Here is a 26,950-nt window from a genome sequence, read left to right on the forward strand (position 1 = left end):
GGGCGCCTTGCCCACCATTGTTCCGAGATGGATACGAACCGTGGGCACGCTTCGCTTTGCCCACCCAACGAGACCGGGATCGGAACGGCGGTTACGGCACCGTCACCACGATCTTCCCCAGGTGCTTGTTCGCTTCCATGTGCTCGAACGCCTGGTCGATCTGATCGAACGGATAAACCTTGTCGATCGGCAGTTGCAGCTTGCGCGATTCCACGGCGCCCCAGATGTCCTTCCTGACCTCCTCGAAGATTGCGCGGACTTCCTCGATCGTGCGGGTGCGGAAGGTGACGCCGATATAGCTGATGCGGCGGGCAGCATGCAGGTCGAAGTTGAAGTCCGCATGGGTGCCGCCGAGCCGGCCGACATTGACGATGCGGCCCAAAACCTTGGTGGCGGCGAGGTTCTGGTTGGCGACCTTGCCGGAGACCTGGTCGACGATGAGATCGACGCCTTCGCCGTTCGTTGCCTTCAGCACCTCGTCGACCCATTTGGGATCGGAGGAGTCGACCGCAAGGTCCGCGCCATATTCCTTCAGCCGGCCGCGCCGATAGGCATCGGTCGAGGAGCCGATCACGAGCTTGGCGCCCTTGAGCCTTGCAATTTGCATCGCCATCAGGCCGACGCCGGAGCTCGCGCCCTGGATCAGCACGGCTTGCCCCGGCTGCACGCCGCCAATGGTAACGACGGCATTGTGCATGGTCGCAAGCGCGACGGGGAGGGTGGCGGCCTCCTCGAAGTTCATGTTCGAAGGCGCACGGAACAGCCGGCCGTGGTCGGCGAGCGTGTACTCGGCGAAGGCCGCGCTGCCCGAGCCCATGATGCGATCGCCAACTTTGACCCCCTTCGCATCCGGTCCAAGCTCGGCAACTTCGCCGGCCCACTCCATCCCGAGCACGGTGCCGACGCCGCCGGCCGCGCCATGAGCGTGGCCTTTGCGCATCCCGGTGTCGGCGCGATTGAGACCGCAAGCGCGGACGCGCACCAGCACTTGCGTGCCTTTAGGCTTTGGTTGAGCGACGTCGGAAATCCGAGCGCCTTCAGGGCCGTAGACGTAAGCCTTCATGAATTGCTCTCGCTTCTTGCAGTGACTATTCCGCGGCTTGCGCGGTTGGTTGAACGATCATGCCTTCGAGCCGGCTGCGAATGATCGCCTCGGCTTCACGTACGATTCGCGAGATCAGCTCGCCGCAGCTCGGGATGTCCTGGATCAGGCCCTGCACCTGGCCGGCGGACCAGATGCCCTCGTCGGAGTTGCCTGTGGCGTAGACCATCTTGCCGCGCGCCCCCGCGACGAGCTCGCGGATGTCCTCGAACTTGGCGCCCTCCTTCTCCATTGCGACGACCTTGGTCGAGACCGCGTTCCTGGCGACGCGGGAGGTGTTGCGCATGGTGCGGAAGATCAGCTCGGTCTCGCGTTCGTCATTGGCGACGATCTTCTCCTTGATGAGCTGGTGGATCGGGCTCTCCTTGGTCGCCATGAAGCGGGTGCCCATGTTGATGCCCTCGGCCCCGAGCGCCAGCGCCGCGACGAGGCCGCGGGCGTCGGCAAAGCCGCCGGAGGCGATCATCGGGATCTTGACCTTGTTGGCGGCGGCCGGGATCAGGATCAGGCCGGGCGTGTCGTCCTCGCCGGGATGGCCGGCGCATTCGAAGCCGTCGATGGAGATGGCGTCGACGCCCATCCGCTCGGCGGAGAGCGCGTGGCGGACGCTGGTGCATTTGTGCACGACTTTGACACCGTGCTTTTTGAACTCGTCGACATGCTCCTGCGGCTTGTTGCCGGCGGTCTCGACCACCTTGATGCCGGCTTCGATGATGGCGGCGCGGTACTCGGCATAAGGCGGCGGCTTGATCGCCGGCAGGATGGTGAGGTTGACGCCGAACGGCTTGTCGGTGAGGTCGCGGCAGCGTGCGATCTCCTTGGTGAGGTCCTCCGGCGTCGGCTGGGTCAGCGCCGTGATGAAACCGAGCGCGCCGGCGTTGGCGACGGCCGCGACCAGCTCGGCCCGTCCGACCCATTGCATGCCGCCCTGGACGATCGGGTGCTCGACACCGACGAGTTTGGTGAAGCGTGTCTGCAACATGATGTTTCCCCCTGGCGGCCTGCAGGCTTTGTTGTCGTCGATATCAGGAGGATGCCGCCGGGGGCGGGAAATGTCTATTGCGCCGCCGGGCGGGGTGATCATGCAGGAGGCGAGGGGATTCCGTGCGACGGATAATTCGCGAGGCGTTGTCGAGGCGGCTCCGTCGCCCGGATGGAGAGGCTACTCCGCCGACAGCCGCACCACCTGCCGGCCGCCGTTCATCTCTTTCAGGCTGTTGACGAAGTTTTCCGGGCGTTGCCAGCGGTTGGGGACTTTCAGCCCCATGTACTCGGCGATGTCGCCGATGAAGCCTGTGCAGTTGGTGGTCTCGGCGTTCCAGACCGGTGAGCTCGCCTGCAGCTTCTTGATGTAGGCGAACACGCGCTTGGCGTCGGCCTCGTTGAGATAGACGCGATAGTTCGCGGTCAGATAGTCCGGATCGAGATCGCCATAGCTTGCACCGGTCTCGGACGGCACCCAGGTGAAGTAGCCGAGCACGTAGGTCCAGGTGTCGCCGGCGGGCGTGAGGCCGGCGACCTCGACGGCTTTTTCACTGGTCTTGCCGTACCAGACGAAGGCATGGCCCCAGCTCGCCGCCGTGCGGGCGCGGAAGTCGACGTAATAGGGACCTTTCTCCGTCCGCGCTAATCCGCGCCGCATCACTTGCGGCGCGGAGCGCGGTGCTGCTTCGGAGGCAAGCGCACTGGCGTCAGCCAGGCGCTTGTTCGACTCGAAAGCCGAGGCGGAGGACATCAGGCATGCGAGCATGGTCGCAAGCGCGAGCCCTGCAAGGATGCAGGATCCCGATCGATCAGGTCTGTTCGTCACGTGTGCCCCTCGACTGTCGGCCGTTGACGCAAATTCTTGCGTGGCGTCCGCCGGCGCCTCAGTAGCGCGCGGCGACCGGGCCGGGCGCCTTGCCGATCGGAGCCTTGCCAACCGGGCTCTTGCCGATCGGCATCTTGCCGATGGGGGCCTGTTCGGCCGGATACACCGGCACGGGCTGGCGGCGCGGCAGGTCCGCGGCGTTCGCAGCCGTCACCAGAGCAAGCGTCGCACCCAGAACAAAGACAATCTTCTTCACAGTCATACCCCTAGCAGGTTTGGTCCAAACACGGCCGAGCCGTGCCCCCAGACACGCCCTCCAAAAGGACGACGGAATGCGACCACAGTGCGGCACCCGCGGGACATGTTGGCGGCAATTGAATGGGCGCGCGCAGATGTGATGTTGTGTCGGAATGTCTTGGGTGTGCCAGGCGCGGTTCAGCGGTCCGCGCTGAGCCGGAAATGCATCTCGATCTTTGCTTGCGACGGCTCGTTCGCGACGCGCCAGGGGGAAAAGCCGGGCGTGGGATCGGGATCGGAGGGAAGGTCGATCAGCCAGCGCTGCGTGGGCACATCAGGCAGCGTCAGGCTGACGGCGCGGTGGCGTGTCTTGTACATCAGCAAGGCCGTGGCGATGATCGCCCGGCGCTCGCCGTCATGCGCGCGCCAGTTGGGAGGCAACATCGCGTTGGCATAGCCCGACGCTTCCTCGATCTCGATCCGCACGTCCTCTTCCTTGTCCGGCAGGCTCATGCCGGCAGGAAGCCGAAACTCGACCTGGAGCGTCATGAAGCCGTGACTGAGATTGGGCGAGCGGATGAATTCGTACCATCCCCACCAGCCCAGGATGGCGACGATGAGCGCAACGGTGGCGGCGAAAGGGAAGGACAGCCGCGGAGCGTGTTGAGGCGCGGCATCGGAGGTTTCCGCAGGCAGCTCGGCCCGGACCAGGCCGAAGCGCACGAACAGCCAGACGCCGGCGATCAGGCCGATCACGCCGCCGACCGGCCCGATGTCGAAGAAGGCGCCCATCGCGATGCCGCCGTCGCGGTCCGAGCCAGCCAGCAGGACGATCAGCGCGGCAAGGCCCGCCCAGCCGGCGAGCGCGCCGAGCAGACCGGAGAGGAAGCCGAGGATGAAGCGCATGGGCTGTTGGTCGCGCCCAGATGGCCGGCGGTTCGAATCTACCCGATCCGGTTCAGGCTGTTGCGGATGGTCGAGAAAATGCCGCCGATGTCCTTACGCAAGGCGTCGAGCGCGTTGAAATTGTCGAAGATGCGGGCGAGGCGGTCTTCGACCTCGCGCTTGCTCTTGCTCAGTGCATCGACGCGCGAGGCGAGCGTGACGTCGCCACTGGCCTCGATCTCGCCGACGGTCCTGGCGAGAAGATCGCGGGTGGCGCTGACATCGGCGATCATGGCCTCGATGCCGAACACCGGTGCCTTCAGCGGCACGAGGTCGGCCTGCGATTTCGACAGCTCCGCCTTGAAGGCGTTCAGCGTTGCCAGCGTTTCCTGCAGGGCGCCGAGGCGCTGGCGCGACTGGAGAATGAAATCGTTCAGCGCGTTCTGGCGCTCAGTGAGCGTCTTGCCGCCGGGATCGTTCTCGACCTCGGCGAGCGAGCGGTCGAGCTGGGCCTGGCGCTGGGCGAGCTCCTCGAAATCGAGCCGGATGCTTTTGAGGATGTTGGCGCTGTCGTCGATCCGGGCGAGGCGCTGCTCGATCTCGTTCCTGTTCTTCGACAGCGTCTCCACGCGTGCGCTGAGCGGGGCTTCGCCGCCGGTCTCGAGCTCGTCGATGGTCTTGGCGAGGCTGTTATGGCTGAGGCTGAGCTCGCCGATCAGGGCGTTGATGCCGGCATCGGATGAGCGCAGCGGAGCCAGCTCGGCATGGGATTTCGCCAGATCGTCCTTGTATTGATTGAGCGTCGCGTACGTGGCCTGCACCGCGCCCACCCGGCCGAGCAGCGCCGACACGTCGCGGCCGATGTCCTTCAACCGGTCGGCGAGATTGTTCTTGCGGTCGTCGGTTTCGAGGTCGAGCAGCGCGCGTTCGAGCTGGTTCTGGCGGTCGCGGACCTCGGTGAAGACGGGTTCGACCGCGCGGCGCTGATCGGCGACCTTGCCGACCATCTCGCGCAAGGCCTGCTGGCGGCGGCGGATCTCGGCGAGCTGGTCGTGCATGTCGGTGGACTGGTTGCGGCTCTGCTGCAGGAGTGCGCGCTGCTCGGTCTCGCCCAGCTTGTCGTGCAGCGCCGAGACGGCCTCGCGGGGATCGCTCTCGATCAGGTGCTGGACGGTGGTGTCGAGGTGGTTTTGCAGGGCGTGGGCGACGACGACGTCTTCGCGGGTCTTCCTCAAGCGGTCGCGCAAGCTGTCGAGCCGTCGGTCCTGGCGCGAGAGCCGCCAGGCCGAGCCCCCGATCAGCGCCAGAGCGAGCACCAGGATCGCGCCGGTTGCGATGCGCTGCGGCATCGCCAGACTCGCGAACAGGGCGGGCAAATGGACGACGTCGTAACCAAACGCCTGCGGAGCGAGAAACGCGATGGCGGCGAGCAGGACAAACCAGGCAACCAGGAAAAACAGCCACATCGTGACGTCCTCGGCCGGCGCACATTTTCGCCATGATTGCTATTGGAGAGCGGAACCCAGATCAAGCGGCGGGCGTCGCGCCGGGTTGGTGATCCACAGCTGGGCGCTTCGGCCGGCGGTGGCGCCAACACCTTGGCCGTCATTTCGGCGCGGCGCGCTCCGCGCGCCCTGGAACGACTGGAATTACAGTCGAAACTCGTTCGTGAGCTCGCCGATACCGTCGATCGCCACGGTCACGGTGTTCACCGGCTCCTTCATGACGCCGACGCCGACCGAGGTGCCGACGGCGATGAGGTCGCCGGGGAGCAGCGTCATGTCGTGGGAGATCTTGCTCACCAGGGCTTGCGCGGAAAAAATCATGTCGGAGATCGGATAGTTCTGCCGCTCCGCGCCGTTGAGAATGGTGCGGACGGTGAGCTTGGCCGGGTCGAGGCCGGTCGCGATGACGGGGCCGAACGGGCCGTAATCGTCGATGCCCTTGGCGCGGGCCCATTGCGGGAAGGTGGGATCGCTGGTCAGGATGTCGTTGGCGGTGATGTCGTTGACGCAGGTGTAGCCGAAGATGAAGCCGTCGGCCTCATCAGGCGAGACGCGCGCGCAAGTCTTGCCGATGACGATACCGAGCTCGCCTTCATAGGTCGTCTTGCCGTCGTAGTAGGACGGACGACGGATCACGGCGCCCGGCCTCGTGATTGTGGTGGTGGCCTTGAGCAGATAAAGCGGCTCCGGCGGCTCGGGCTGATTGAGTTTGGCCGCCAGCGCGTGAAAATTATTCCACAGCGCGACGATCTTGCTGGGCGCACAGGGCGCGAGCAGCTCGACCTCCGACAGCGCCAGTGTCTTGCCGCTGGCCGCATTGCGTCCGAACATCTCGCCTTCGTGCACACTGATGCCTGAAGATTCCAGCGTGCCGAAGCCCGTGGTGCCGGCGTGGCGGAAGCGGAGCCACCGTTTCATCTCGCTCGCCATCACGCCACCGCCAGTGCGCGAGGATCCGATGGCGTGGAGACGCCGTCATAGAGGCCGGCGACGCGGGCGCGCTGGGTGACCATCGCCAGCACCGAGTCGAGCGCCGGCGTCGGGATCTTGGTCAGGCGACCCATCTCCTGCACCACGGTGACGAGCGGGTCGATCTCCATCGGGCGGCCACGCTCCAGATCCTGCAGCATCGAGGTCTTGTGCGCGCCGACCTTGCGGGCGCCCTCGATGCGGCGCTCGACGTCGACGCGGAATTTGACGCCGAAGCTTTCGGCGATCGCCTGCGTCTCCATCATGATCGCGCGCGACAGCGCCCGCGTGGACGGATCGGTGCAGATCACGTCGAGCGTGGCATGGGTGAGGGCGCTGATCGGGTTGAAGCAGACATTGCCCCACAGCTTGAGCCAGATTTCGTCGCGGATGCGGTCGAGCACGGGCGCCTTCAGCCCGGCCGCGACGAACAGGTCGGCGAGACGCTGCACGTCGGCGGTGATCTCGCCGGAGGGCTCGCCGAGCGGGAAATTGTTGCCGTAGACGTGGCGGATCACGCCGGGCGCCTCGATCTCGGTGGCGGGATAGACGATGCAGCCGATGGCGCGTTCGGCGCCTAACTCGCGCCATTGCCTTCCGCCGGGATCGATGCTCTCCAGCGTCGAATTCTCGTACGCGCCGCCGTGCTTGTAGAAGTACCAATAGGGGATGCCGTTGACGGCGGTGACGATGCGGGTATGCGGCCCGAGCAGCGGCTGCATCTTCTCGATCACGCCGGTGATCGAATGCGCCTTCAGCGTGACGACGACGTAGTCCTGCACGCCGAGCTCGGTCGCATCGTCGGTGCAGCGGGGATGGACGGTGTGCGTCTCCTCGCCTGCGAGCAGCGTCAGGCCGCGCTCGCGCATCGCGGCGAGGTGGGCGCCACGCGCGACCAGGCTGACGTCAGCGCCTGCGCGCGCCAGCTGCACACCGAGATATCCGCCGATCGCGCCGGCGCCGTAGATGCAGATCTTCATGAAATCCTCGCGGGGGGTAGCGGAATTTGGGACGAATGATCCGGTCCGGCTCGGATCAAGTCCGAGCCGGGGCCGGTCGTCGCGGGGGGAAGAGGAGCTGCCGCTTTAGGTGATCAGGCCGCTTGCGGCGTCGAGTTGGCCGCCTCGTCGACGGCAGCTGCGATGTCGCGCATGCTGATGACGGAGACGAGGCTGTAGTCGTCGATCACGGGCAGGTGCCGGATGTGATTGCGGTTCATCAGATGCCGGACGTGCTCGATCGTATCGGCGGAGGTGCAGGAGACGAGCTGCTGCACCGAGACGAGCTGCGAGACCTTGACGTTGACGGCGCCCGCGCCGTGCTCGGCGACCGCGCGCACCACGTCGCGCTCGGTGAACATGCCGACGGCCGTGTTGCCTTCGGAGCGGACCACGTCCTTGACCACCAGCGCGCTGATGTTGTTGGCCCGCATCAGCTTGGCGGCGATCCCTACCGTTTCGTTCATACGCACCGTGACAACGCGCGGCGTCTTCTTGCGCAGAATGTCTCCGACCAGCATTGCAACCTCCCTGGGTGAACGTTGAGGCAAGTGTGGTATACATAATGCCAATCGTCAAGCGCTGGATTTGGCTGATCCGAAAAATCTTGCGGCAGTAGTGCTGACGTTTGTCATCGCGAAGCACGGAAAGCGCGCAAGGAAAGCAGACAAAGAAAAAGGGGCGCATCGCTGCGCCCCTCGCCCCTTTCGTTCGTTCTGTCGGTCTGTGGCAGCTCAGGCCGTCCCGGTCTTGGCGCGGGTCTCGGCAGGTGCAGGTGCGGTGCTGGCGCTCTCGGCCTCGTTGCCGAGGATGAAGGAGCGGCGCATCGGCTTGATCACGAACAGCGCCATCAGCGCGGCCGTCGCGTTCAGGGCCACGGCCACCACGAACACGGCCTTCCAGCCATAGGCGGCCGAGATCACGCTGGCGAGCGGGACCAGCAGCGAGGCGGTGCCCTTCGCGGTGTAGAGCATGCCGTTGTTGGTGGTCGCGAACTTCGAGCCGAAGGTGTCGCCGCAGGTCGCGGGGAACAGCGAGTAGATCTCGCCGAACACGCCGAAGTAAACCGCGGTTGCCAGCACGAACACGAGCGGGACGTGGCCATAGGTCGACAGCGTCAACAGCATGAGCGCCGCGGTGCCGAAGGCGATGAACATGGTGTTCTCACGGCCGATCGTGTCGGACACGAAGCCGAAGAACGGACGTCCGAAGCCGTCGAAGATGCGGTCGAGCGAGATCGCAAACGTCAGCGCCGCCATCTGGAAGCCGGCGAGAGAGACCGGCGTGTCCGCGATCTTGAAGTCGTGCGCGATCGGGGCGATCTGCGCCGCGGTCATCAGGCCGCCGGAGGCGACCATGACGAACACCACGTACATCACCCAGAAGATCGGGGCGCGCAGCACTTGCGGCGGGGTGAAGTCGATGTGGGTCTGCGGCAGATTGAGCCGCTTCTTCTTCGGCGGGATGGAGATCCGCGGCGGCTGGATGAAGAAGGCGAGCAGGAGCACGATCAGGCCCTGGCCGATTCCGAACGTAAAGAATGCGCTCTGATAGCCTGATGTCGCGATCATCTTCGCGATCGGCACCACGGTGAGGGCTGCGCCCGCGCCGAAGCCCGCGGCCGTCGCGCCGGCGGCGAGGCCGCGGCGATCGGGAAACCATTTCAGTGCATTGCCGACGCAGGTGCCGTACACCGCGCCCGCGCCCATGCCGCCCAGGACGGCCGCCGTGTAGAGCAGGGGAAGCGAGTCAGCGTAGGAATTCAGCACCCAGGACAGCGTGATCATCACGGCGCCGAACATGATGACGATGCGCGGGCCGTATTTGTCGACGAACCACGCCTCAACCGGCACCAGCCAGGTCTCGGTGACGACGAAGATGGTGAAAGCGAGCTGGATCGCGGCGCGACCCCAATGATGGGCGTGATCAATCGGATCGACGAACAGCGTCCAGCCGTATTGCAGGTTGGCGATCATCGCCATGCAGACGATGCCCATCACGAGCTGGAGCCAACGGAAACTTGTGCGAAGAGGCGCGGCCGTGACGGCGCCATCCGTGCTGGAAATCATCAACAACCTCCCAAGCGCTTGTCTGGTCGCGGCAGGCTCGGCCAATATGACGGAGTGTCGCAAATATTGTGGCTTATCGTCGCAAGCGTGGCGGGCAGCTTGGTATACCATATTCCAGAATGCAAGTCCTATCTTCTGACGCGACGCAGCAAAATGATTGGTTCCTTCCGGGTTTCCGATGCGGCGTTTTCGGCAAAACGAAAACGCCCGGCGCGAGGCCGGGCGTCGTGAGCGAGGTGGCGCTGGTGAGGCGTATCAGATGGTCGATTGCGCGACCACCGTCTTGCGCCAGGGCTTGAGCACCATGATCGCCAGCAGCGAGGCCAGGATGTTGGCGCCGGCCGCCATGATGAACACGTTGTCCCAATGGCCTGACGTCTGCTGCACGTAGTTGGCGAGCGGCACCAGCAGTGCGGCGGTGCCCTTGGCGGTGTAGAGCAGGCCGGCATTGGTGGTTGCGAACTTCGCGCCGAACGTGTCGGTGCAGGTCGAGGGGAACAGCGAGTAGATCTCGCCCCAGGCGAAGAACACGAAGCCCGACAGGATCACGAACCAGATCGGATCGTGGCCCCAGAGATAGAGCATCCAGATGCCGACGCCTTCCATGCCGAAAGCGATGAACATCGTGTTCTCGCGGCCGATCATGTCGGAGATCCAGCCGAAGAACGGACGCGTCAGGCCATTGAGCACGCGGTCGATGGTCGCAGCGAACGTCACCGCGGTCATGGTCATGCCGATGAGCGTGACCGGTATGGCGTCGACTTTCCAGTCGACTGCGATCGGCTTCAGATTCGCCGTCACCATCAAGCCGCCGGCACCGACGATCACGAACATGAAGTACATCAGCCAGAAGATCGGCTGGCGCAAGACTTCCGTCGGCTGGTAGTTGCGCCGGCTCTGCAGCAGCGCCGCATTCGCCACCACATTCGGCACCTGGCCTGCCTTCGGCGCCAGCAGGAAGAAGGCGAGAACGCAGATGACGATGCCTTGCCCGAGGCCGAAATAGAGGAAGGTGGTCTGGAAACCGCTGTCCTTGATCATGGCCTGGATCGGCGCGACGGTCAGTGCCGAGCCCGCACCGAAGCCGGCGGCGGTGATGCCGGCGGCGAGACCGCGCTTGTCGGGAAACCATTTCAGCGCATTGCCGACGCAGGTGCCGTAGACGCCGCCGGCGCCGATGCCCGCGATGATCATGCCGAGATAATAACCGTTGAGCGTGGTGGCCTGCGCGTTGATCGCCCAGCCGATCGCGCAGAGCACGCCGCCGACGAGCACGACGAGTCGCGGACCGTATTTATCGACAAACCAACCTTCGACCGGCACCAGCCAGGTCTCGAACAAAACGAACAGAGTAAAAGCCCACTGGATCGAGGCGCGATCCCAACCGAATGTCTTCTGGATATCGGGGACGAAGAACGTCCAGCCATATTGATAATTGGCGATCATCACCATGGCCGCGACGCCGATCGCCAATTGCGCCCAGCGATACGTGTCGCTGACGCGTGCGGCCGTAGGAGCCGTAGATGTCTGCACCATGTCCGTCATGCTTCCTCCAATAGCGCTTCTGTTTTTTTGAGCGCGCGTTGGCGGCATTCTTGTATTCATTATGCCAAGCTTCAAGCGCGCGCCGGCCCATTGTGCGCTTATGACGCAACCTCGTTCGAAGCTGCGCGAATGTGCCTGATCTCAAATAGAAATGGCCCCGACGCGCGGGGCCATTCTTCCAAAGTAGGAGTTCGCTGGTTTTACAACCGGCGCGACAATTCGACGCGCCAGCTTCAGGCGTTGAGCCTTACAGGCCGAAGCGCGGCAGATCGCCGTTGTGATTGGAGATCTCGGCGCTCGCCATCAGGAAGCGGTCGACGGCGGCCATGAAGCGGGCGAACAGCGAGGCGGAGGGCGCGAGCGCGACGGAAGCGGTCTTGGACATCGGAATTCCCTTTCGTGGGACAGTCAGTATTGCTGTCTCATTTCGAAGGTTGTTTTATGTATACCAGATGCCAATGTCCATGCATGCCATTGCATGGCAGCATTCGATCTGCCGCATTGCAGCATAACGGTTCTCTAAGCAGCGCAGTAGAGCTCAAAACCTGCCGTTTTAGGCTGAATTGGGGGGCGGACCTACGGATCCGACCTAGAGCCGGGCTCTTGGCACCGCACTGCAAAACGGTTAGTGGTGCGCCCCCTTTCCATCAATCCATCTGAGTGGTTCATGTCGAGCGCCTCGCCCGCCGTCTCGATCGGCATCGATTTTGGGACCAGCAATACCGTCGTCGCGCTCGCGGCGGACGACCGCCGGGTCGAGGCTGTCAGGTTCGAGCACGGTGGACAGCGCCACAGCACCTATGTCTCGGCGCTGTGCTTCTGGGAGGACCGGCCGGGCGCCGGAGCCCAGGCCGAGGGCGGCCCGTGGGCGATCGAGCAGTTCCTCGAAGGCCGCCACGTCTACCGCTTCCTCCAGTCGTTCAAGACCTTCGCGGCGAGCTCCAGCTTCAACACCACCCAGGTGTTCCGGCAGCGCTTCAAGTTCGAGGACATCCTCGCCGCGTTCCTGCGCACGCTGGCGCGCCATGGCGGCGAGAAATTCGGCTTCGAGGCGGCGAACATCACCGTCGGTCGCCCGGTGCGCTTTGCCGGCGGCAATCCCGACGATGACCTCGCCATGCAGCGCTACCGCGCCGCGTTCGAGCGCTTGGGTGCCGGCCATGCCCGCTACGTCTACGAGCCCGTGGGCGCGGCGTTCTCGTTCGCCCGAAGGCTGGAACGCGATGCCACCGTGCTGGTCGCCGATTTCGGCGGCGGCACCAGCGACTTCTCGGTGATGCGTTTCTCGCGCGCCGGCGGGCATTTGCGTGCCGAGCCGCTCGGCCACGCCGGTATCGGGATTGCCGGCGACACGTTCGACTATCGCATCGTCGACCACGTCGTCTCGCCGCGGCTCGGCAAGGGCTCGAGCTTCCGTTCGTTCGACAAGGTGCTCCCGATCCCCAACAGCCACTACACCAACCTCGCGCGCTGGCATCAGCTCGCGCTGATGAAGAGCAACGGCGATCTCCGCGAGCTGCGTGAGCTCGCGCGCACCGCGCTGAAGCCTGAACTGCTCGAGGATTTCATCACCATCGTCGACCTCGACCTCGGCTTCTCGCTCTATCGCGCGGTGTCGGACGCCAAGGTCGCGCTGTCGTCGCGGGACGAGGTGGACTTCCATTTCAAGGCTGGCGGCGTCGATATTGGCGCGGCCATCACGAGGAAGAACTTCGATCGCTGGATCACCGATGACGTGGCGCGGTTGGGAGCAACCGTCGACAAGGTGCTGAATGAAGCCGGCGTCACCGCGCGCGAGGTGGAGAAGGTGTTCCTGACCGGCGGCACCTCGTTCGTGCCGGCGGTGCGAAAACTGTTCGCCGACCGCTTCGGCAACGAGCGGCTGATGTCGGGCGACCAGTTCGAGTCGATCGCCTACGGCCTCGCGCTGATCGGCCACAGTCCCGAGCCGGACCGCTGGACCGCGGACGGCGGGCTGAAGAAGGGCCCGTGACGATCGTTCTCCGTCATTGCGAGCGCAGCGAAGCAATCCATGCTGTTTCTCCGGAAAGTTCTGGATTGCTTCGCTGCGCTCGCAATGACGTGGGGAGAGCTACGTACCGGATCCAACAGTGCCGCAGGGTGGGCAAAGCGGCTTGTCCGCCGTAGCTCGAAGAGCGAAGGCGGAAGCGTGCCCACGCGTCCGTCATCGTCGCGAGAGGTTGGCTGGCACGGCGCAAGTGCGCCTTTGCCCACCCTGCGAGACGAACGTCGTCGCTATTGATTGATCTCCGGCTCGACGAGCTTTGCCAGATTGCGCAGCGATTCCTGCCAGCCGAGATAGCAGGCCTCCACGGGAATGACGTCGGGAAGTCCGGCCTGGGTAATATCGACTTCGGTGCCGACCGAGACCTTCTTCAGGATCACGGTCACCTCGATCAGGCCCGGCAGGTTCGGATCGTCGAACTTGTCCGTGTAGCGCAGGCGCTGACCCGGAACGAGCTCGAGATATTCGCCGCCGAACGAATGGCCGTTGCCCGTCGTGAAATTCCGGAACGACATCTTGAAGGTGCCGCCGACCTTGGCCTCCAGATGGTGCACGGTGCAGGTGAAACCGTTGGGCGGAAGCCATTTTGCCAGGGCGTCCGCCTCGACGAAGGCGCGATAGACTTTGTCCGGGCTGGTCGTGAGAACGCGGTGCAGGCGTACGGTGCCGGGCATGATTGTTCTTCCTCTTGCATTATTGGGCGTGAATTCGGCATCTCGCCCATTCACGTCACGAGGACGAAGGAGGTGGGGTCGATCCGACACGGCATTCCCATTTTTTGCTGAAATTGGTTCAGGGCGCCAGCTGTCGATTGCCGCAACGATAACTCTCCTCACGGCCCGACGATCGAACGAACTTGCACCCGCGGCAAAGCGAGTTCCAAAGCCACAATTCCGCTACCGTTGCCGGCTCAACTCCGGCGCGAAATCGGGGGGCTTGCCTTGCGCAGGACAATTCGGGCTTTCGCAGTCGCACTCTGCTGTCTTGGTTCATTTGCTCTTGGCTCATTTGCAAAGGCGGCAGGCATTCAGCTTCTCGATGCCGATCCGGCGCTGTCGGGCGCGATCTGGTATCCGTGCGCGGCGGAGCCGACGCATGTGGCGCTTGGCAATCTTGCGGTCGGCGCCGATTTCGACCTGAAGGGCGTGAAGGATTGTCCGGTCACGGGCGCAAGGCTGCCGCTCGTGATCTTCTCGCATGGCAGGGGCGGGTGGTTCGGCGCGAACCATGACACCGAGGAGGCGCTGGCCGACGCCGGCTTCATCGTCGCCGCCATCAATCACCCCGGTGACACCACCAACGATTCCTCGCGGCGCGACACGCTGTCGGTCTGGGCATCGCGTCCGGCGGACATCGTCCGACTGCTCGATTTTCTGCTGAAGGACTGGAAGGACAGGGCGGTGATCGATCCTGCCAAGGTCGGCTTCTTCGGGTTCTCGCTCGGCGGGGCGACCGGCTTCGTGCTGATGGGGACCAGGCCGGATTTCGCGAGGGTTGCCGGCCTCTGCAAGGAGACGACCGGCAGTTGCGCCGAACTGCACAGCGGCGTGACCCCGCCGGAGCCGATCCAGGATGCGCGTATCCGCGCGGCTGTGATCGTCGATCCCGCACCGGGCACCCTGACGCGGGAGAACCTCGCTTTGGTCAAAGTGCCTTTTCAGTTCTGGCGCTCGCAGTTCGGCGGCCCCGGGGTCGGCGATGGCTCCGGCACCGCGCGCGTCGCGGACGGCTTGCCCGGAAAGCCGGACATCCATGTTGTAGCGGCCGGCCACTTCGCCTTCCTCGCACCGTGCTCGGCCGAACTTGCCGCGGCCGTCCCGCGCATCTGCACCGACACGCCGGCAGGCTTCGACAGGGCGGGATTTCACCGCGAGTTCAACGCGGCGGTGGTGAAGTATTTTGGCGAGCAGCTCGCTGGCGGAGGTCCGTAAGCACCGAGCGGCCGAGAAATTCCCGGGCCAATTGCAACTGCCGACGTCAATGGTGGTGGAACTGCCGCCACCTGCGGCGCTTCCCGCGCCGACGCCGCTCAACGCGGCGCCGCGGGTTTATTGTCCCTTTCGGAACCATGGTGTCCATGGGATTGAGGCCGGCGGCGTGAACCCCAACCAGAATGTCGTTCGGCTCGAGTGACGGCCGAGGCATTTCGGCCAGTGCGACCTGATCCCAGCCCGCTCTTCATGTGCCCCTGCGCGTGAGTTTGTTCGGGGCCTGGTCGTGTGTTGACGGCAGTCCGCGCTTGTCACGGGCGCCTTCGTCAGAACGCGCGCGCGCGGCCTGCGCCTGCGACACGACCGTCGTCAAGCCGCAGGTCCTTGCGAATTCCGGCATCCACGAGGCCCGCTGGTGCGAAGCGCCGAAGCAAGCGCAAGCGGCCTGCGAGGCGGCCGGCCGTGTACCGGACCTTCGGGCGTGCCGCATTGGCCGCTTCCAGCACGGTGTCGGCAACGACGCCCGGCGGTTCGGCAGTTGCCATCACTTCGTTCACCCGCTTACTGACCTCGGCACGAATGGCGCCATATTCATCGAGCTTGGCATCGGGTTCGACAAAATTCGCATCGAACGGCGTCTTTGTGTAGGCGGGCTCGATGACCGAAACGCGGATTCCCCACATGCGAAGCTCGTGGTCGAGCGATTCCGAGTAGCCCTCCACGGCGTGCTTGGTCGCGGCGTAGAGCGCGCCATACGGCATCGGCAGGAAGCCCAGGACGGAACCGATGTTGATGATGCGGCCGCGTCTCTCGCGCCGCATGTGGGGCACGACGGCGCGGGTCATCCGCACCAGTCCGAAAAAATTGGTTTCGAAGATCGACCTTGCCTGGTCGAGCGAGCTCTCCTCCGCGGCCGCCGGCGCGACACCGAACCCCGCGTTGTTCACGAGCAGATCGATTTGGCCTGAGCGCCCGATCACCTCGCGGACGGCAGCATCCACGGACTCCCCGCTGGTCACGTCGAGCGACAGCATCTCGAACGATCGTCTGCTGGTCTCGGCCCCACGACGGCTGGTGCCGTAGACCTTGTAGCCGGCTTTCGCGAGCCGCTCGGCGGTTGCTTCGCCGATGCCTGACGAGGCGCCGGTCACGAGTGCGATCTTCCCATGGGACTGAGCCATCTGCTTCTCCTGAAGATGTCGGCGGCGGAGGGCGATCAAATCGCACAGGGGCCGGCATCGGTTCGTTCTGGTCCGTTCGTTTAAATTACGATCGTAATGATTGAATTAGATGACGATCGTAATTATAAATGTCAAGGCCCTGCTGTTTTCGCGGGCCAAGATTCCTCAAAGGTTCTCCAGCATGCGCATTTCGAAGGAAAAAACGGCCGAAAACCGCGACCGAATTCTCAAATCCGCATCCCGCCTGATGCGGGAACGCGGCATTTCCGGTGTGGGCGTGGACGCTCTGACCGAAGCCGCCGGCATGACTCACGGCAGCCTATACAGCCAGTTCGGCTCCAAGGAGCGGCTCGTCGAGGAAGCCGTGGCGGACGCGATTGCGTCCAAAGTGCACGAGCTGCGCGGGGGGCTGGGCGACTATGTTTCCCAATACCTGTCGGCAGAGCACCGTGATGATCCCGGACGTGGCTGTCCGTTTGCGGCCTTGTGTTGCGAAATACGATACCAGAGCAATGGCGCGCGCGAGCGTTTCACGGCCGGGGTCAAAGGCGTGGTGGCGTGGTTGAGCAGCCGCGTGGGAAAAGGTTCGAAGCAGAAGCGGCGAGAAGACCAGGCGCTCGCGACTTTGTCATCGCTGGTCGGGGCACTCGTGCTTGCCCGGGCCGTGAACGATCCCAAGCTGTCGGATGATATTCTTCGCGCGACCCGGATTAATTTGGGGCATTGACTGAGAGGTCTTCGATTGCGCCAATGCGTGACCGTCTGGGGGGAATGCTCGCTCTATGCAGTGGGGCAGGCGCTGGCGCCGGGATCATCTGCACCACTGTTTGTCTGCCATGGGCAGCCAGCGGACACCGCCAGCCGCCAGTCGTTCCAATAAGCAATTCTCACGACCCGAGCCGGCTCTTTGCTTCCATAGCGGCAGACGTCTTGTTCCGCGCAATGACGGCGTCGCGTACCGGGCCGATGTGTTCGCGCAGCGTAGGCTTCGCTCTGGCGACAGCGTCGTCAATGCGCGTCAGGTCGGCCAGCCAATCGTCGATCGGCAAGTCGCCCGTGCGTGCGGCAACGTCGCGCTCCGTACCGGCTTGATTCGAAATTGCCGCGCCAGCAATCGTCAGGTGAATCCGGGGTGAGACCTTCCGGACACCGGGATTTCACCGCGAGTTCGACGAAGCGTGACATGTTTCCGTGCGCAACTCGGAGAGCGATGAGCTGCGCGATCCAGGATGGTTGGGTGCAGGTGCTCGCTCTGTCGGATCGTGACATCCTACCCCTGTTTTGCCCGACGCGTCAACAAAAATTCGAAAAATACGAAATTGGCTTGGCGGCCAAGGCGTTGGCTACTGTGCATGGGGTTGTTTTTCAGTTTCTGGTTTGGGCCCGAGGCCGCGCAGCCTTGCTCATGCAAAAGGGCCGCCCCGAGGGCGGCCCTTTGTCTTGGTCGAAGCGGTTCCGCTTACTCGGCGGCCTGCTTCTGCGGCGGGTCGAGCGCGCCTGACTTGTGGATGTCGGCGACCTGGTGATCGCTGAAGCCGAGCACCGAGCGCAGGATCTCGTCGGTGTGCTCGCCGAGCAGCGGCGAGCGGGTGACCTCGGCCGGCGAGTCCGAGAGCTTGATCGGGTTGCCGACCGAGACGTACTTGCCGCGGGTGGGGTGGTCGACCTCGACCACGGTGCCGGTCGCGCGCAGTGACTGGTCTTCCGCGATCTCCTTCATCGACAGGATCGGACCGCAGGGGATGTCGTCCTTGTTGAGGATCTCCATCGCCTCGAACTTGGTCTTGGTCATCGTCCACTGTTCGATGCGCGCAAAAATCTCGTTGAGGCGCGGCAGGCGGGCCGCCGGCTTGGCGTAGTTCGGATCGGTCTTCCAGGTCGGCTCGCCGATCACGTCGCAGATCTTCTCCCAGACCGGGGCCTGGGTGATGAAGTAGATGTAGGCGTTGGGATCGGTCTCCCAGCCCTTGCACTTCAGGATGCGGCCGGGCTGGCCGCCGCCCGAGTCGTTGCCGGCGCGCGGCACGGCATCGCCGAACGGCACGCCTTCGCCGAACTGGCTGTACTCCTTGAGCGGACCGTGGGCGAGGCGCTGCTGGTCGCGCAGCTTGACGCGGCAGAGATTGAGCACGCCGTCCTGCATCGCGGCGGTGACGCGCTGGCCCTTGCCCGAATGCGTGCGCTGATAGAGCGCGGTAACGATGCCGAGCGCGAGGTGCAGGCCGGTGCCGGAATCGCCGATCTGCGCGCCGGTGACGAGCGGCAGGCCATCGCGGAAGCCGGTGGTGGAGGCGGCGCCGCCGGTGCACTGCGCGACGTTCTCATAGACCTTGCAGTCCTCGTACGGTCCGGGGCCGAAGCCCTTGATCGACGCGACGATCATCTTCGGGTTGATCGCCTGGATCTTCTCCCAGGGGAAGCCCATGCGGTCGAGCACGCCGGGGCCGAAATTCTCGACCAGCACGTCGCACTTCTTGATCAGCTCGGTCAGGACTTCCTTGCCCTTCGGGTTCTTGGTGTCGAGCGTGATCGAACGCTTGTTGTGGTTGAGCATGGTGAAATACAGGCTGTCCACGTTCGGGATGTCCTGCAGCTGGCCGCGGGTGATGTCACCCACGCCCGGGCGTTCCACCTTGATCACGTCGGCGCCGAACCAGGCCAGCAGCTGCGTGCAGGTCGGTCCTGACTGGACGTGGGTGAAGTCGAGAATGCGAACGCCCTCGAGCGCTTTGGTCATGGTCTTGCTCCGTACTCTGTCTGCCCCTGCGAACCACAGGGAGTAAAGGGTTGAGGGGTGGACTTACTTCTTCTTCTGCAGAACGCTCTGCGGATTGAGGTTGCCGATGCGGCCGCTCTCCGAGCCGGCAGCCGGATCGATCACGGCGTTGATGAGCGTCGGCTTGCCCGACTTCATGGCGTCGTTGACCGCGCGCTTCAGCTCGTCCGGCGAGGTGGCATTCACGCCGACGCCGCCGAAGGCTTCCATCATCTTGTCGTAGCGTGCGCCCTTGACGAACACCGTGGTGGCGGGATCGGCGTTTGCGCCGTTGACGTCGGTGCCGCGATAGATGCCGTCATTGTTGAAGATGACGACGCAGATCGGCAGATTGTAGCGGCAGATCGTCTCGACCTCCATGCCGGAGAAGCCGAACGCCGAGTCGCCTTCCACTGCCAGCACGGGGTGACCGGTCTCGAGCGCGGCTGCGATCGCCTGGCCCATGCCGATGCCCATCACGCCCCAGGTGCCGACGTCGAGACGCTTGCGCGGGCGGTACATGTCGATGACGCCGCGGGCGAGATCGAGCGTGTTGGCGCCCTCGTTGACGAGGATCGCCTCGGGGTGCTCCTTGATGACGTTCTTCAAGACGCCGAGCGCGCCGTGATAATCCATCGGCGACTTGTTGTTCATGAGCTTCGGCGCCATCTTGGCGACGTTCTCTTCGCGCTTGGACGAGATCGCCTTGGTCCATTCCGCGGGCGGGGCGGTCCAGCCCGTTCCCATCGCCTGGTTGAAGGCCGAGACCACGGAGCCGATGTCGCCGACGACGGGGGCGACGATCTCGACGTTGGAGTCCATTTCCTTCGGCTCGATGTCGACCTGGATGAACTTCTTCGGCTGATCGCCCCAGCTCTTGCCCTTGCCGTGCGAGAGCAGCCAGTTCAGACGCGCGCCGATCAGCATGACGACGTCGGACTCTTTCAGCACGGTCGAGCGGGCCGCACCGGCGCATTGCGGGTGGGTGTCGGGGAGCAGGCCCTTGGCCATGCTCATCGGCAGGAACGGAACGCCGCTCTTCTCGACGAAGCTCTTGATCTCCTCATCGGCCTGCGCGTAGGCCGCGCCCTTGCCGAGGATGATGAGCGGGCGCTTTGCGCTCTTCAGCACATCGAGTGCGCGCTTCACCGAAGCGGGCGAGGGGATCTGCGCGGGCGCCGCGTCGATCACCTTGACCAGCGACTTCTGGCCGGCCTCGGCGTTCATCACCTGGCCGAACAGCTTCGCCGGCAGGTCGAGATAGACGCCGCCCGGACGGCCGGACACCGCGGCGCGGATGGCGCGGGCGAAGCCGATGCCGATGTCCTGGGCGTGCAGCACGCGATAGGCCGCCTTGCACAGCGGCTTTGCGATCGCGAGCTGGTCCATCTCTTCATAGTCGCCCTGCTGCAGGTCGACGATCTCGCGCTCGGAGGAACCCGAGACCAGGATCATCGGGTAGCAATTGGTGGTGGCGTGCGCCAGCGCTGTGAGACCGTTGAGAAAGCCGGGCGCGGACACCGTGAGGCACACGCCGGGCTTCTTGGTGAGATAGCCGGCGATGCCCGCGGCGTAACCGGCGTTCTGCTCGTGGCGGAAGGAGATCACGCGAATACCGGCGGCCTGCGCCATGCGGCCCAAATCCGTGATCGGGATGCCCGGCACATTATAGATCGTATTGATGCCGTTCAGCTTGAGCGCGTCGATGACGAGATGAAAACCATCCGTCAGTTCCTGCTCGGTGCCCGGTGCCTCGGACTTGGTCGCGGTGTTCAGCATGGGCCTTGTCTCCCTGGTCTCAAGTAGTGGGGCGAATTGTTCGCCCTTCTGGTGAAGGTTGCTAGCTAAAGAGCTCCTGGCCATGCGCTTCGACGTAAGCGGCAAGGCCAAGGGTGTGGTCGCGAGCGCGCTTCTCGGCGAGCTCGGTGTCACGCGCCTCGAGCGCCTCGATCATGGCGAGATGCTCGGGCAGGGAAGTCGCGGTGCGGTCCTTGCGTCCGATCGTCAGCTGCCGATAGCCGCGCACGTGCAGCAAGAGGTCGTTGGTGAGGTCGACCAGCACGGGGGATTCCGACAACGAGATCAGCGCCTGGTGGAAGGCGATGTTGGCCTTCGAATATTCCTCGACGTGATCCTCGGGCAGGCGGTCCTTGCCAAAATCCTTGAAGAAGTCGCGCAGCGCCGAGATGTCCTTCTTGCGCGCGGTGGTGGTGATGAGCCGGGCCGCCATGCTCTCCAGCGCCGCCCAGGCGCGGATCATGTCGACGATTTCGCTCTTGGTCCGGCGCACCACCATGATGCCGCGGCGCGGCACGGTCTTCACGAAACCGTCCTGCTCGAGCATCGCGATGGCTTCGCGGATCGGCGTGCGGCTGACACCCAGGCGTTCTGACAATGCACGCTCGTCCAGCATCACCGGCTCGGGCGTCGAATAGATGTCCATCTTGAGGATGGCTTCCTTCAAGGCATCATAAGCCTTGTTCTTGAAGCTGCTCTCCGGGGCAATACGAACGATTGCGATGTCTGCCTCGGCCATGTTCGGCAACGCCTTGGTTGGTTTCCGCAGTGACACGACGATTCTCCTCCAGTGGGGAGTCGTCTTTTACAGGAATATTGACTGGAAAGTTTTTGGCATACCAAATGCCAGAATGTCAAGCTGGCTATTTTTTGCGGCGTTCCGAGTGGTGCTCCGACTTGACAAGTTGGCTTCTGGCATACCAAATGCCATCGCTAGCCATTTTTGATCCAAGCTGGCGGAGTAATCAAGGCCTTTCGCCGCTCCGTTCCGCCGGATGGAACAGAGCGCGGCGATGGCAAGTGTCACGGCAGCCGCATTCCGCGCGCTTTGCAAAGCAAGAACTGAAGGTCAAGGGAGAAGCCTATGTCCAATCCGAAAGACGTCGTCCGCAAGGTCCTTGACCAGGTCAAGGCCGACAACCGCACCAGCTTGACTGCCCCCGAAGGCAAGGTGGTCTGCGATGCCTACGGCATTCCGGTGCCGAAAGAGGGTGTGGCGAAGTCGGCGGGCGAAGCCGGCAAGATGGCCTCCGCGATGGGCTTCCCCGTCGTGATGAAGATCGTCTCGCCGGACATTCTCCACAAGACTGAGGCCGGCGGCGTCATCGTCGGCGTCAAGACGGCTGAGGATGCCGAGAAGGCCTACGAGACCATTCTCGGTAACGCCAGGAAGTACAAGGCGGATGCCAAGATCGAGGGCATCCAGGTGCAGCAGATGCTGGCCGGCGGCACCGAAGTCATCGTCGGCTCGATCACCGATGGTTCGTTCGGCAAGCTGGTCGCCTTCGGTCTCGGCGGCGTGCTGGTCGAGGTGCTCAAGGACATCACCTTCCGCCTCGCGCCTGCGACCAAGGAGGATGCGCTCTCGATGCTCGACGGCATCCAGGCGCACGAAATTTTGAAGGGTGTCCGCGGCAGCGAGCCGGTCAACCGCACGGCGCTCGCCGACGTCATCGTCAAGGTCTCGCAGCTCGTCACCGATTTCCCCGAAATCGTCGAGCTCGACCTCAACCCGGTGTTCGCGACGCCGAAGGACGCAACTGCCGCCGACGTGCGTATCGTCGTCGACTTCGCCTACAAGCCGAAGCCGAAGCCGCGTCCGACCGAAGAGATCGTAGCTGCCATGAACCGCATCATGCAGCCGAAGGCGGTCGCCGTAATCGGCGCCTCCGCGGAGGACGGCAAGATCGGCAACTCCGTGATGAAGAACCTCATCAACGGCGGCTACAAAGGCGAGATCATCCCGATCCACCCCAAGGCCGCCGAGATCCTCGGCTACAAGGCCTACAAGAGCGTCAAGGACGTGCCGGGTGTGATCGACGTTGCGGTGTTCGCGATCCCCGCGAAGTTCGTTGCGGGCGCGCTGACCGAATGCGGCGAGAAGAAAATCCCGGGCGCGGTGCTGATTCCGTCTGGCTTCGCGGAAGCTGGCGCGCCGGAGCTCCAGGCCGAGATCGTCGAGGTCGGCAAGAAGTACGACATTCGCCTGATGGGGCCGAACATCTACGGCTTCTACTACACCCCGGCGAACCTCTGTGCGACCTTCTGCACGGCTTATGATGTCAAGGGCCACGCAGCTCTGTCGTCGCAGTCGGGCGGCATCGGGATGGCCATCATCGGTTTCTCGCGATCGGCAAAGATGGGCGTCTCTGCCATTGTCGGCCTCGGCAACAAGTCTGATATCGACGAGGACGATCTGCTCGCCTTCTTCGAGCAGGATCCGAACACCAACCTGATCGCGCAGCATTGCGAAGACCTCAAGGACGGCCGCGCCTTTGCGGAAGCCGCCAAGCGCGTGTCCAAGAAGAAGCCGGTCATCGTGCTCAAGGCTGGCCGCACCTCGGCCGGCGCCAAGGCGGCCTCGTCGCACACCGGCGCGCTCGCCGGCAACGACCGCATCTATGAGGATGTGTTCAAACAGTCCGGCGTGATCCGTGCCCGCAGCTTGCGCCAGTTGCTCGAGTTTGCCCGTGGCGTGCCGGTACTGCCGACGCCGAAGGGCGAGAACGTACTGATCATCACCGGTGCGGGCGGCTCGGGGGTGCTGTTGTCGGACTCCTGCGTCGACAACGGCCTGTCGCTGATGTCGATGCCGCCGGACCTCGATGCCGCCTTCCGCAAGTTCATCCCGCCGTTCGGCGCGGCCGGAAATCCTGTGGATATCACCGGCGGCGAGCCGCCGATCACCTACGTCAACACCGTGAAGCTCGGCCTGTCGGATGAGCGCATCCATTCGCTGATCCTCGGCTATTGGCACACCATCGTCACGCCGCCGATGGTGTTCGCCCGCAACATGGTCGAGGTGAAGAAGGAGATGGAGGCCAAGGGCTTCGTGAAGCCGATGGTCGCCTCGCTCGCCGGCGACGTCGAGGTCGAGGAGGCCGCGGAATATCTCTACCAGCACGGCATCCCGGCCTATGCGTACTCAACCGAGTTGCCGGTCGAGGTGCTCGGTGCCAAGTACAAGTGGGCCCGCGGCGCGGGTCTGCTCTGAGACTGCGTTCGCCTCTCCCCGCTTGCGGGGAGAGGCCGAATTCGATCGCAGTTCGAATTCGGGTGAGGGGGACTCTCCACGAGTGTTGCTTTCACCATCCTTGCGGAGGCTTCCCCTCTCCCCGCAAGCGGGGCGAGGGAGAAGAGTCAGGTCGCGATGGGCAAGAACGTGATCCGGCGCAAATCGCTCGAAACACGGTCGGCATCGGAGGCCGATCGTGACGGCGGCGTGCAGTCCGTGGACCGCGCGCTGTCGATCCTCGAGACGCTGGCCGAGGACGACGAGGGCTATCGCCTCAGCGATCTCGCCGTCCGCACCGGTCTCTCAGCCTCAACAGTGCACCGTCTGCTGGCGACGCTGGAAAGCCGCCGCTTCGTGCAGTTCGACCGCGGCGAATCCAAATGGCATGTCGGTGTGCGCAGCTTTACCGTCGGCGCGAGCTTTGCGCGGCGGCGCAATTTCACCGCTCAAGCAATTCCGTATCTCCGCAAGCTGCGCGATCTCACTCGCGAGACCGCCAACCTCGCCGTCGTCGACGACGAATTCATCATCGTGCTAACCCGCATGGAGAGTCGCGAGATCATGCGCTCGCTGACCAAGGTCGGGGGCCGAGTCCCGATGGTGACGTCGGGCGTCGGCAAGGCCGTGCTCGCGACCTATTCCGACGAGGATGTCGGCGCCGTCATTCGTCATCACGGCATGCCGCGGCTGACGGAGAAATCCATCGTGCGGCCCAGCGATCTCTTTAAGGAGCTCGCGGCCATCCGTAGGCAGGGATATGCGATCGACGACGAGGAGGCCGAGATCGGCCTGCGCTGCGTCGCCGCCGTGGTCTATAACGGCCTCGGCGAGCCGCTGGCCGCGATTTCCGTCTCCGGCTTGACCAGCCGCGTCACCGACACGCGATTGCCGGAGATCGGCCGCACCGTGCGTGAGGTCGCCGCGGAACTCACGGCCGCGCTGGGCGGTGTGGTGCCGTCACCCCAAGCCTGAGTTCGATGCTTCCGCGGCTGCCCAATGCGTAAGCATGAGTGCCGTTTTATTTGAGTTGCCCTGTTGGCTCACGGCGGCAACCATTGCCTGATAACTCCCGTCAAGCGAGAGCCCCAATGAGAAAATTCACCCGCTTCGCCGTCGCGCCGCTGCACGAGATGACGCGGCGCCTTGCCGACGTTGCCTCAGCGCGTGTCGCGCCCGATCTCGCCATTTCAGGCGCGCGCGTGCTCTCGACGTACTCGGAGCGCATCCATCCGGGACGGGAGGTCTGGATCACCGGCGGCCGCATCGCCGCGATCAAGCCGGCAGGTTCGGCGAAGAAAGTGTGGCGCGACGTTCCGCTTTATGACGCCGCCGGCGGCATCATCGCGCCGGGCTTGGTCGATCCGCACATCCACATCGAATCTTCGATGGTGACGGCGTGCGCCTATGCCGAGGCCGCGCTGCTCAACGGCACCACCACGATCTTCTGCGACAGCCACGAGATCGGCAACGTCATGGACGTCGCCGGCGTCGAAGCGATGCTGGAGGACGCACGGGAGGCGCCGCTGTCGATCTTTTTGACGGTGCCGAGCACCGTGCCGGCCACATCGGCGGAACTGGAAACCGCCGGCGGCGACCTTACGCCCGACAAGATCGCAGGCCTGTTCGACCGCTGGCCCGAAGCCGTTGCACTCGGCGAGAAGATGGATTTCGTGCCTGTCACCATGGGCGACGAGCGCAGCCACGCGATCCTCGCCGCGGCGTTGAAGCGCGGGCGGCCGGTGTCAGGCCATGTCTATGGCCGCGAATTCGTCGCCGCCTATGCGGCGAGCGGCGTCACCGATACGCACGAAGCGATCGACCGCGACATCGCCGACGATCTGCTCGACGCGGGCGTCTGGGTCTTTTTGCGGGGCGGTCCGCCGACCACGCCCTGGCATTCGCTGCCGCAGGCGATCCGGGCGATCACCGAGTTAGGGGCCTCGCACAAGCGCACGGCGGTCTGCACCGACGATCGCGATGCTGATGACTTGCTTCTCTTCGGCCTCGACTGGGTGGTGCGCGAAGCCGTGAAGGCGGGAATGTCGGTGGAGCAGGCCTGGTCGATGGGGTCGCTACATGGCGCCACGCGGTTCAATATGGAAGGCGATATCGGTGGGCTCGGCGGCGGTCGCCGCGCCGATCTCGTGCTGATGGACGACAATCTCAAGCCGCAATCGACCTGGTATGGAGGCGAGCTGGTGGTGGAGAACCGCAAGATCACGCCTCGGTTGGATCAAGCGCTGTCGCAGCGGTACCAATATCCAAAAGCGGCTTATGCCACTGTCAAGCTGCCTGAGAAGCTGAAGCTGACGCCGGAGCTGCCGGGGAAGGCCTGCACTGTCAACGCCATCAAGACCGCGCTGCCTGGCATCACACTGATCCATGAGAAGATCGCGATCGAACCGTCCAAGGACTGGCCCTCGCTGTTTCAGCGTTATGGCCTATGCTTCGTCACGGTGGTCGAACGCCACGGCAAGTCGGCTGGCAATGTCGCCTACGGCTTGCTCAAGGATTTCGGCCTGAAGCGCGGCGCGGTGGCCTCGAGCGTCGGCCACGACAGCCACAACATCATCGTCGCCGGCACCAACGAGGACGACATGCAGATCGCGATCGCCGCGATCAAGACGCAGCAGGGCGGCGTCTGCGTCGTCGCCGACGGCAAGGTGAGGGCGCTGGTGCCGCTGCCGATCGCGGGGCTCTTGTCCGACAAGCGCGTCACGGAGGTGGCGGAAGAAGTCAGGGCTTTGAAGAGGGAATGGGCCGAGGCCGGCTGCACCATCCCCTACATGGGCTTCAATCTGATTCCGCTATCGGTCATTCCGGAAATTCGTATCACCGACAAAGGCCTCGTGCTGGTGCCGCAGATGGAGCTGACGCCGCTGTTCGAGTGAACGGCTTTCACGTA

25 protein-coding genes are annotated in these 26,950 nt (G+C 64.2%); 7 read left to right on the plus strand and 18 right to left on the minus strand.

Annotated elements, in window-relative coordinates:
* Positions 1-91: 91 nt before the first annotated feature.
* The 12 genes from IF809_RS13425 to IF809_RS13480 all read right to left on the minus strand — a co-directional run bounded on the left by IF809_RS13425 (position 92) and on the right by IF809_RS13480 (position 11,505).
* Positions 92-1,063 (minus strand): zinc-binding dehydrogenase, encoded by a 972-nt coding sequence (locus IF809_RS13425; protein WP_462837793.1) that lies wholly within the window; start codon positions 1,061-1,063, stop codon positions 92-94.
* Between the two features lie 25 nt (positions 1,064-1,088).
* Complete coding sequence (locus IF809_RS13430) at positions 1,089-2,084, minus strand: NAD(P)H-dependent flavin oxidoreductase (protein ID WP_128967258.1); 996 nt, start codon at positions 2,082-2,084, stop codon at positions 1,089-1,091.
* A gap of 180 nt (positions 2,085-2,264) precedes the next feature.
* Entirely contained in the window at positions 2,265-2,912 is a 648-nt protein-coding gene (locus IF809_RS13435) for a hypothetical protein (protein ID WP_462837794.1), read from the minus strand.
* Between the two features lie 58 nt (positions 2,913-2,970).
* Complete coding sequence (locus IF809_RS13440) at positions 2,971-3,174, minus strand: hypothetical protein (protein WP_018647766.1); 204 nt, start codon at positions 3,172-3,174, stop codon at positions 2,971-2,973.
* 173 nt (positions 3,175-3,347) lie between these two features.
* Complete coding sequence (locus tag IF809_RS13445; protein WP_462837795.1) at positions 3,348-4,055, minus strand: hypothetical protein; 708 nt, start codon at positions 4,053-4,055, stop codon at positions 3,348-3,350.
* Between the two features lie 38 nt (positions 4,056-4,093).
* A complete protein-coding gene (locus IF809_RS13450) occupies positions 4,094-5,500 on the minus strand; it encodes a hypothetical protein (RefSeq protein ID WP_462837796.1) in 1,407 nt (468 codons plus the stop codon).
* A gap of 183 nt (positions 5,501-5,683) precedes the next feature.
* Complete coding sequence (locus IF809_RS13455) at positions 5,684-6,457, minus strand: fumarylacetoacetate hydrolase family protein (protein ID WP_244659285.1); 774 nt, start codon at positions 6,455-6,457, stop codon at positions 5,684-5,686.
* An 11-nt stretch (positions 6,458-6,468) separates the two neighbouring features.
* The gene (locus IF809_RS13460) at positions 6,469-7,488 is read right to left on the minus strand and encodes a 2-dehydropantoate 2-reductase (protein WP_462837797.1); all 1,020 of its coding nucleotides are present in this window, start codon (positions 7,486-7,488) and stop codon (positions 6,469-6,471) included.
* Between the two features lie 113 nt (positions 7,489-7,601).
* A complete protein-coding gene (locus IF809_RS13465) occupies positions 7,602-8,027 on the minus strand; it encodes a CBS domain-containing protein (RefSeq protein WP_128967252.1) in 426 nt (141 codons plus the stop codon).
* Positions 8,028-8,240: 213 nt separating this feature from the next.
* Positions 8,241-9,575, minus strand: a complete 1,335-nt coding sequence (gene oxlT / locus IF809_RS13470; protein WP_453979610.1) for an oxalate/formate MFS antiporter — start codon at positions 9,573-9,575, stop codon at positions 8,241-8,243.
* Between the two features lie 255 nt (positions 9,576-9,830).
* A complete protein-coding gene (gene oxlT, locus IF809_RS13475; protein WP_453979609.1) occupies positions 9,831-11,120 on the minus strand; it encodes an oxalate/formate MFS antiporter in 1,290 nt (429 codons plus the stop codon).
* 247 nt (positions 11,121-11,367) lie between these two features.
* A complete protein-coding gene (locus IF809_RS13480; protein WP_164938782.1) occupies positions 11,368-11,505 on the minus strand; it encodes a hypothetical protein in 138 nt (45 codons plus the stop codon).
* A gap of 282 nt (positions 11,506-11,787) precedes the next feature.
* Between IF809_RS13480 and IF809_RS13485 the strand changes: the two genes are divergently transcribed.
* Complete coding sequence (locus IF809_RS13485; RefSeq protein WP_462837798.1) at positions 11,788-13,113, plus strand: Hsp70 family protein; 1,326 nt, start codon at positions 11,788-11,790, stop codon at positions 13,111-13,113.
* Positions 13,114-13,376: 263 nt separating this feature from the next.
* On the opposite strand, the gene IF809_RS13490 is transcribed toward IF809_RS13485, so the two are convergent.
* On the minus strand, positions 13,377-13,820 hold the full coding sequence (locus IF809_RS13490; RefSeq protein WP_128967248.1) for an SRPBCC family protein: 444 nt from the start codon (positions 13,818-13,820) through the stop codon (positions 13,377-13,379).
* Between the two features lie 267 nt (positions 13,821-14,087).
* Here IF809_RS13490 and IF809_RS13495 point away from each other — a divergent pair, with 267 nt between their 5' ends.
* Positions 14,088-15,077 carry an alpha/beta hydrolase family protein gene (locus IF809_RS13495; protein WP_462837799.1) on the plus strand — a complete coding sequence of 330 codons (990 nt, stop codon included), beginning with the start codon at positions 14,088-14,090 and terminating at the stop codon, positions 15,075-15,077.
* 326 nt (positions 15,078-15,403) lie between these two features.
* Here the strand turns inward: IF809_RS13495 and IF809_RS13500 are convergent, their stop codons facing one another.
* Positions 15,404-16,258 (minus strand): oxidoreductase, encoded by an 855-nt coding sequence (locus tag IF809_RS13500; RefSeq protein ID WP_462837800.1) that lies wholly within the window; start codon positions 16,256-16,258, stop codon positions 15,404-15,406.
* A gap of 109 nt (positions 16,259-16,367) precedes the next feature.
* Here IF809_RS13500 and IF809_RS13505 point away from each other — a divergent pair, with 109 nt between their 5' ends.
* Entirely contained in the window at positions 16,368-16,985 is a 618-nt protein-coding gene (locus IF809_RS13505) for a TetR/AcrR family transcriptional regulator (protein WP_462837801.1), read from the plus strand.
* 160 nt (positions 16,986-17,145) lie between these two features.
* On the opposite strand, the gene IF809_RS13510 is transcribed toward IF809_RS13505, so the two are convergent.
* The gene (locus IF809_RS13510; RefSeq protein ID WP_462837802.1) at positions 17,146-17,307 is read right to left on the minus strand and encodes a hypothetical protein; all 162 of its coding nucleotides are present in this window, start codon (positions 17,305-17,307) and stop codon (positions 17,146-17,148) included.
* A gap of 161 nt (positions 17,308-17,468) precedes the next feature.
* On the opposite strand from IF809_RS13510, the gene IF809_RS13515 reads away from it, so the two are divergent.
* Positions 17,469-17,759 (plus strand): hypothetical protein, encoded by a 291-nt coding sequence (locus IF809_RS13515; protein ID WP_462837803.1) that lies wholly within the window; start codon positions 17,469-17,471, stop codon positions 17,757-17,759.
* Here IF809_RS13515 and frc read toward each other — a convergent pair.
* The 3 genes from frc to IF809_RS13530 form a co-directional block, all read right to left on the minus strand.
* Positions 17,718-18,995 carry a formyl-CoA transferase gene (frc, locus tag IF809_RS13520; protein ID WP_128967246.1) on the minus strand — a complete coding sequence of 426 codons (1,278 nt, stop codon included), beginning with the start codon at positions 18,993-18,995 and terminating at the stop codon, positions 17,718-17,720. The two genes, IF809_RS13515 and frc, sit on opposite strands and share 42 nt — an antisense overlap.
* A 63-nt stretch (positions 18,996-19,058) precedes the next feature.
* On the minus strand, positions 19,059-20,792 hold the full coding sequence (oxc, locus tag IF809_RS13525) for an oxalyl-CoA decarboxylase (protein ID WP_462837804.1): 1,734 nt from the start codon (positions 20,790-20,792) through the stop codon (positions 19,059-19,061).
* Positions 20,793-20,853: 61 nt separating this feature from the next.
* Positions 20,854-21,549, minus strand: a complete 696-nt coding sequence (locus IF809_RS13530) for a GntR family transcriptional regulator (protein ID WP_164939044.1) — start codon at positions 21,547-21,549, stop codon at positions 20,854-20,856.
* A gap of 345 nt (positions 21,550-21,894) precedes the next feature.
* On the opposite strand from IF809_RS13530, the gene IF809_RS13535 reads away from it, so the two are divergent.
* The 3 genes from IF809_RS13535 to IF809_RS13545 all read left to right on the plus strand — a co-directional run bounded on the left by IF809_RS13535 (position 21,895) and on the right by IF809_RS13545 (position 26,936).
* Positions 21,895-24,024 (plus strand): acetate--CoA ligase family protein, encoded by a 2,130-nt coding sequence (locus IF809_RS13535; RefSeq protein ID WP_128967243.1) that lies wholly within the window; start codon positions 21,895-21,897, stop codon positions 24,022-24,024.
* 156 nt (positions 24,025-24,180) lie between these two features.
* Positions 24,181-25,017 (plus strand): IclR family transcriptional regulator, encoded by an 837-nt coding sequence (locus tag IF809_RS13540; protein WP_128967242.1) that lies wholly within the window; start codon positions 24,181-24,183, stop codon positions 25,015-25,017.
* 116 nt (positions 25,018-25,133) lie between these two features.
* Positions 25,134-26,936 carry an adenine deaminase C-terminal domain-containing protein gene (locus IF809_RS13545; protein ID WP_462837805.1) on the plus strand — a complete coding sequence of 601 codons (1,803 nt, stop codon included), beginning with the start codon at positions 25,134-25,136 and terminating at the stop codon, positions 26,934-26,936.
* The last annotated feature ends 14 nt before the right edge of the window (positions 26,937-26,950 follow it).

The organism is Bradyrhizobium sp. UFLA06-24 (genome assembly GCF_054967145.1).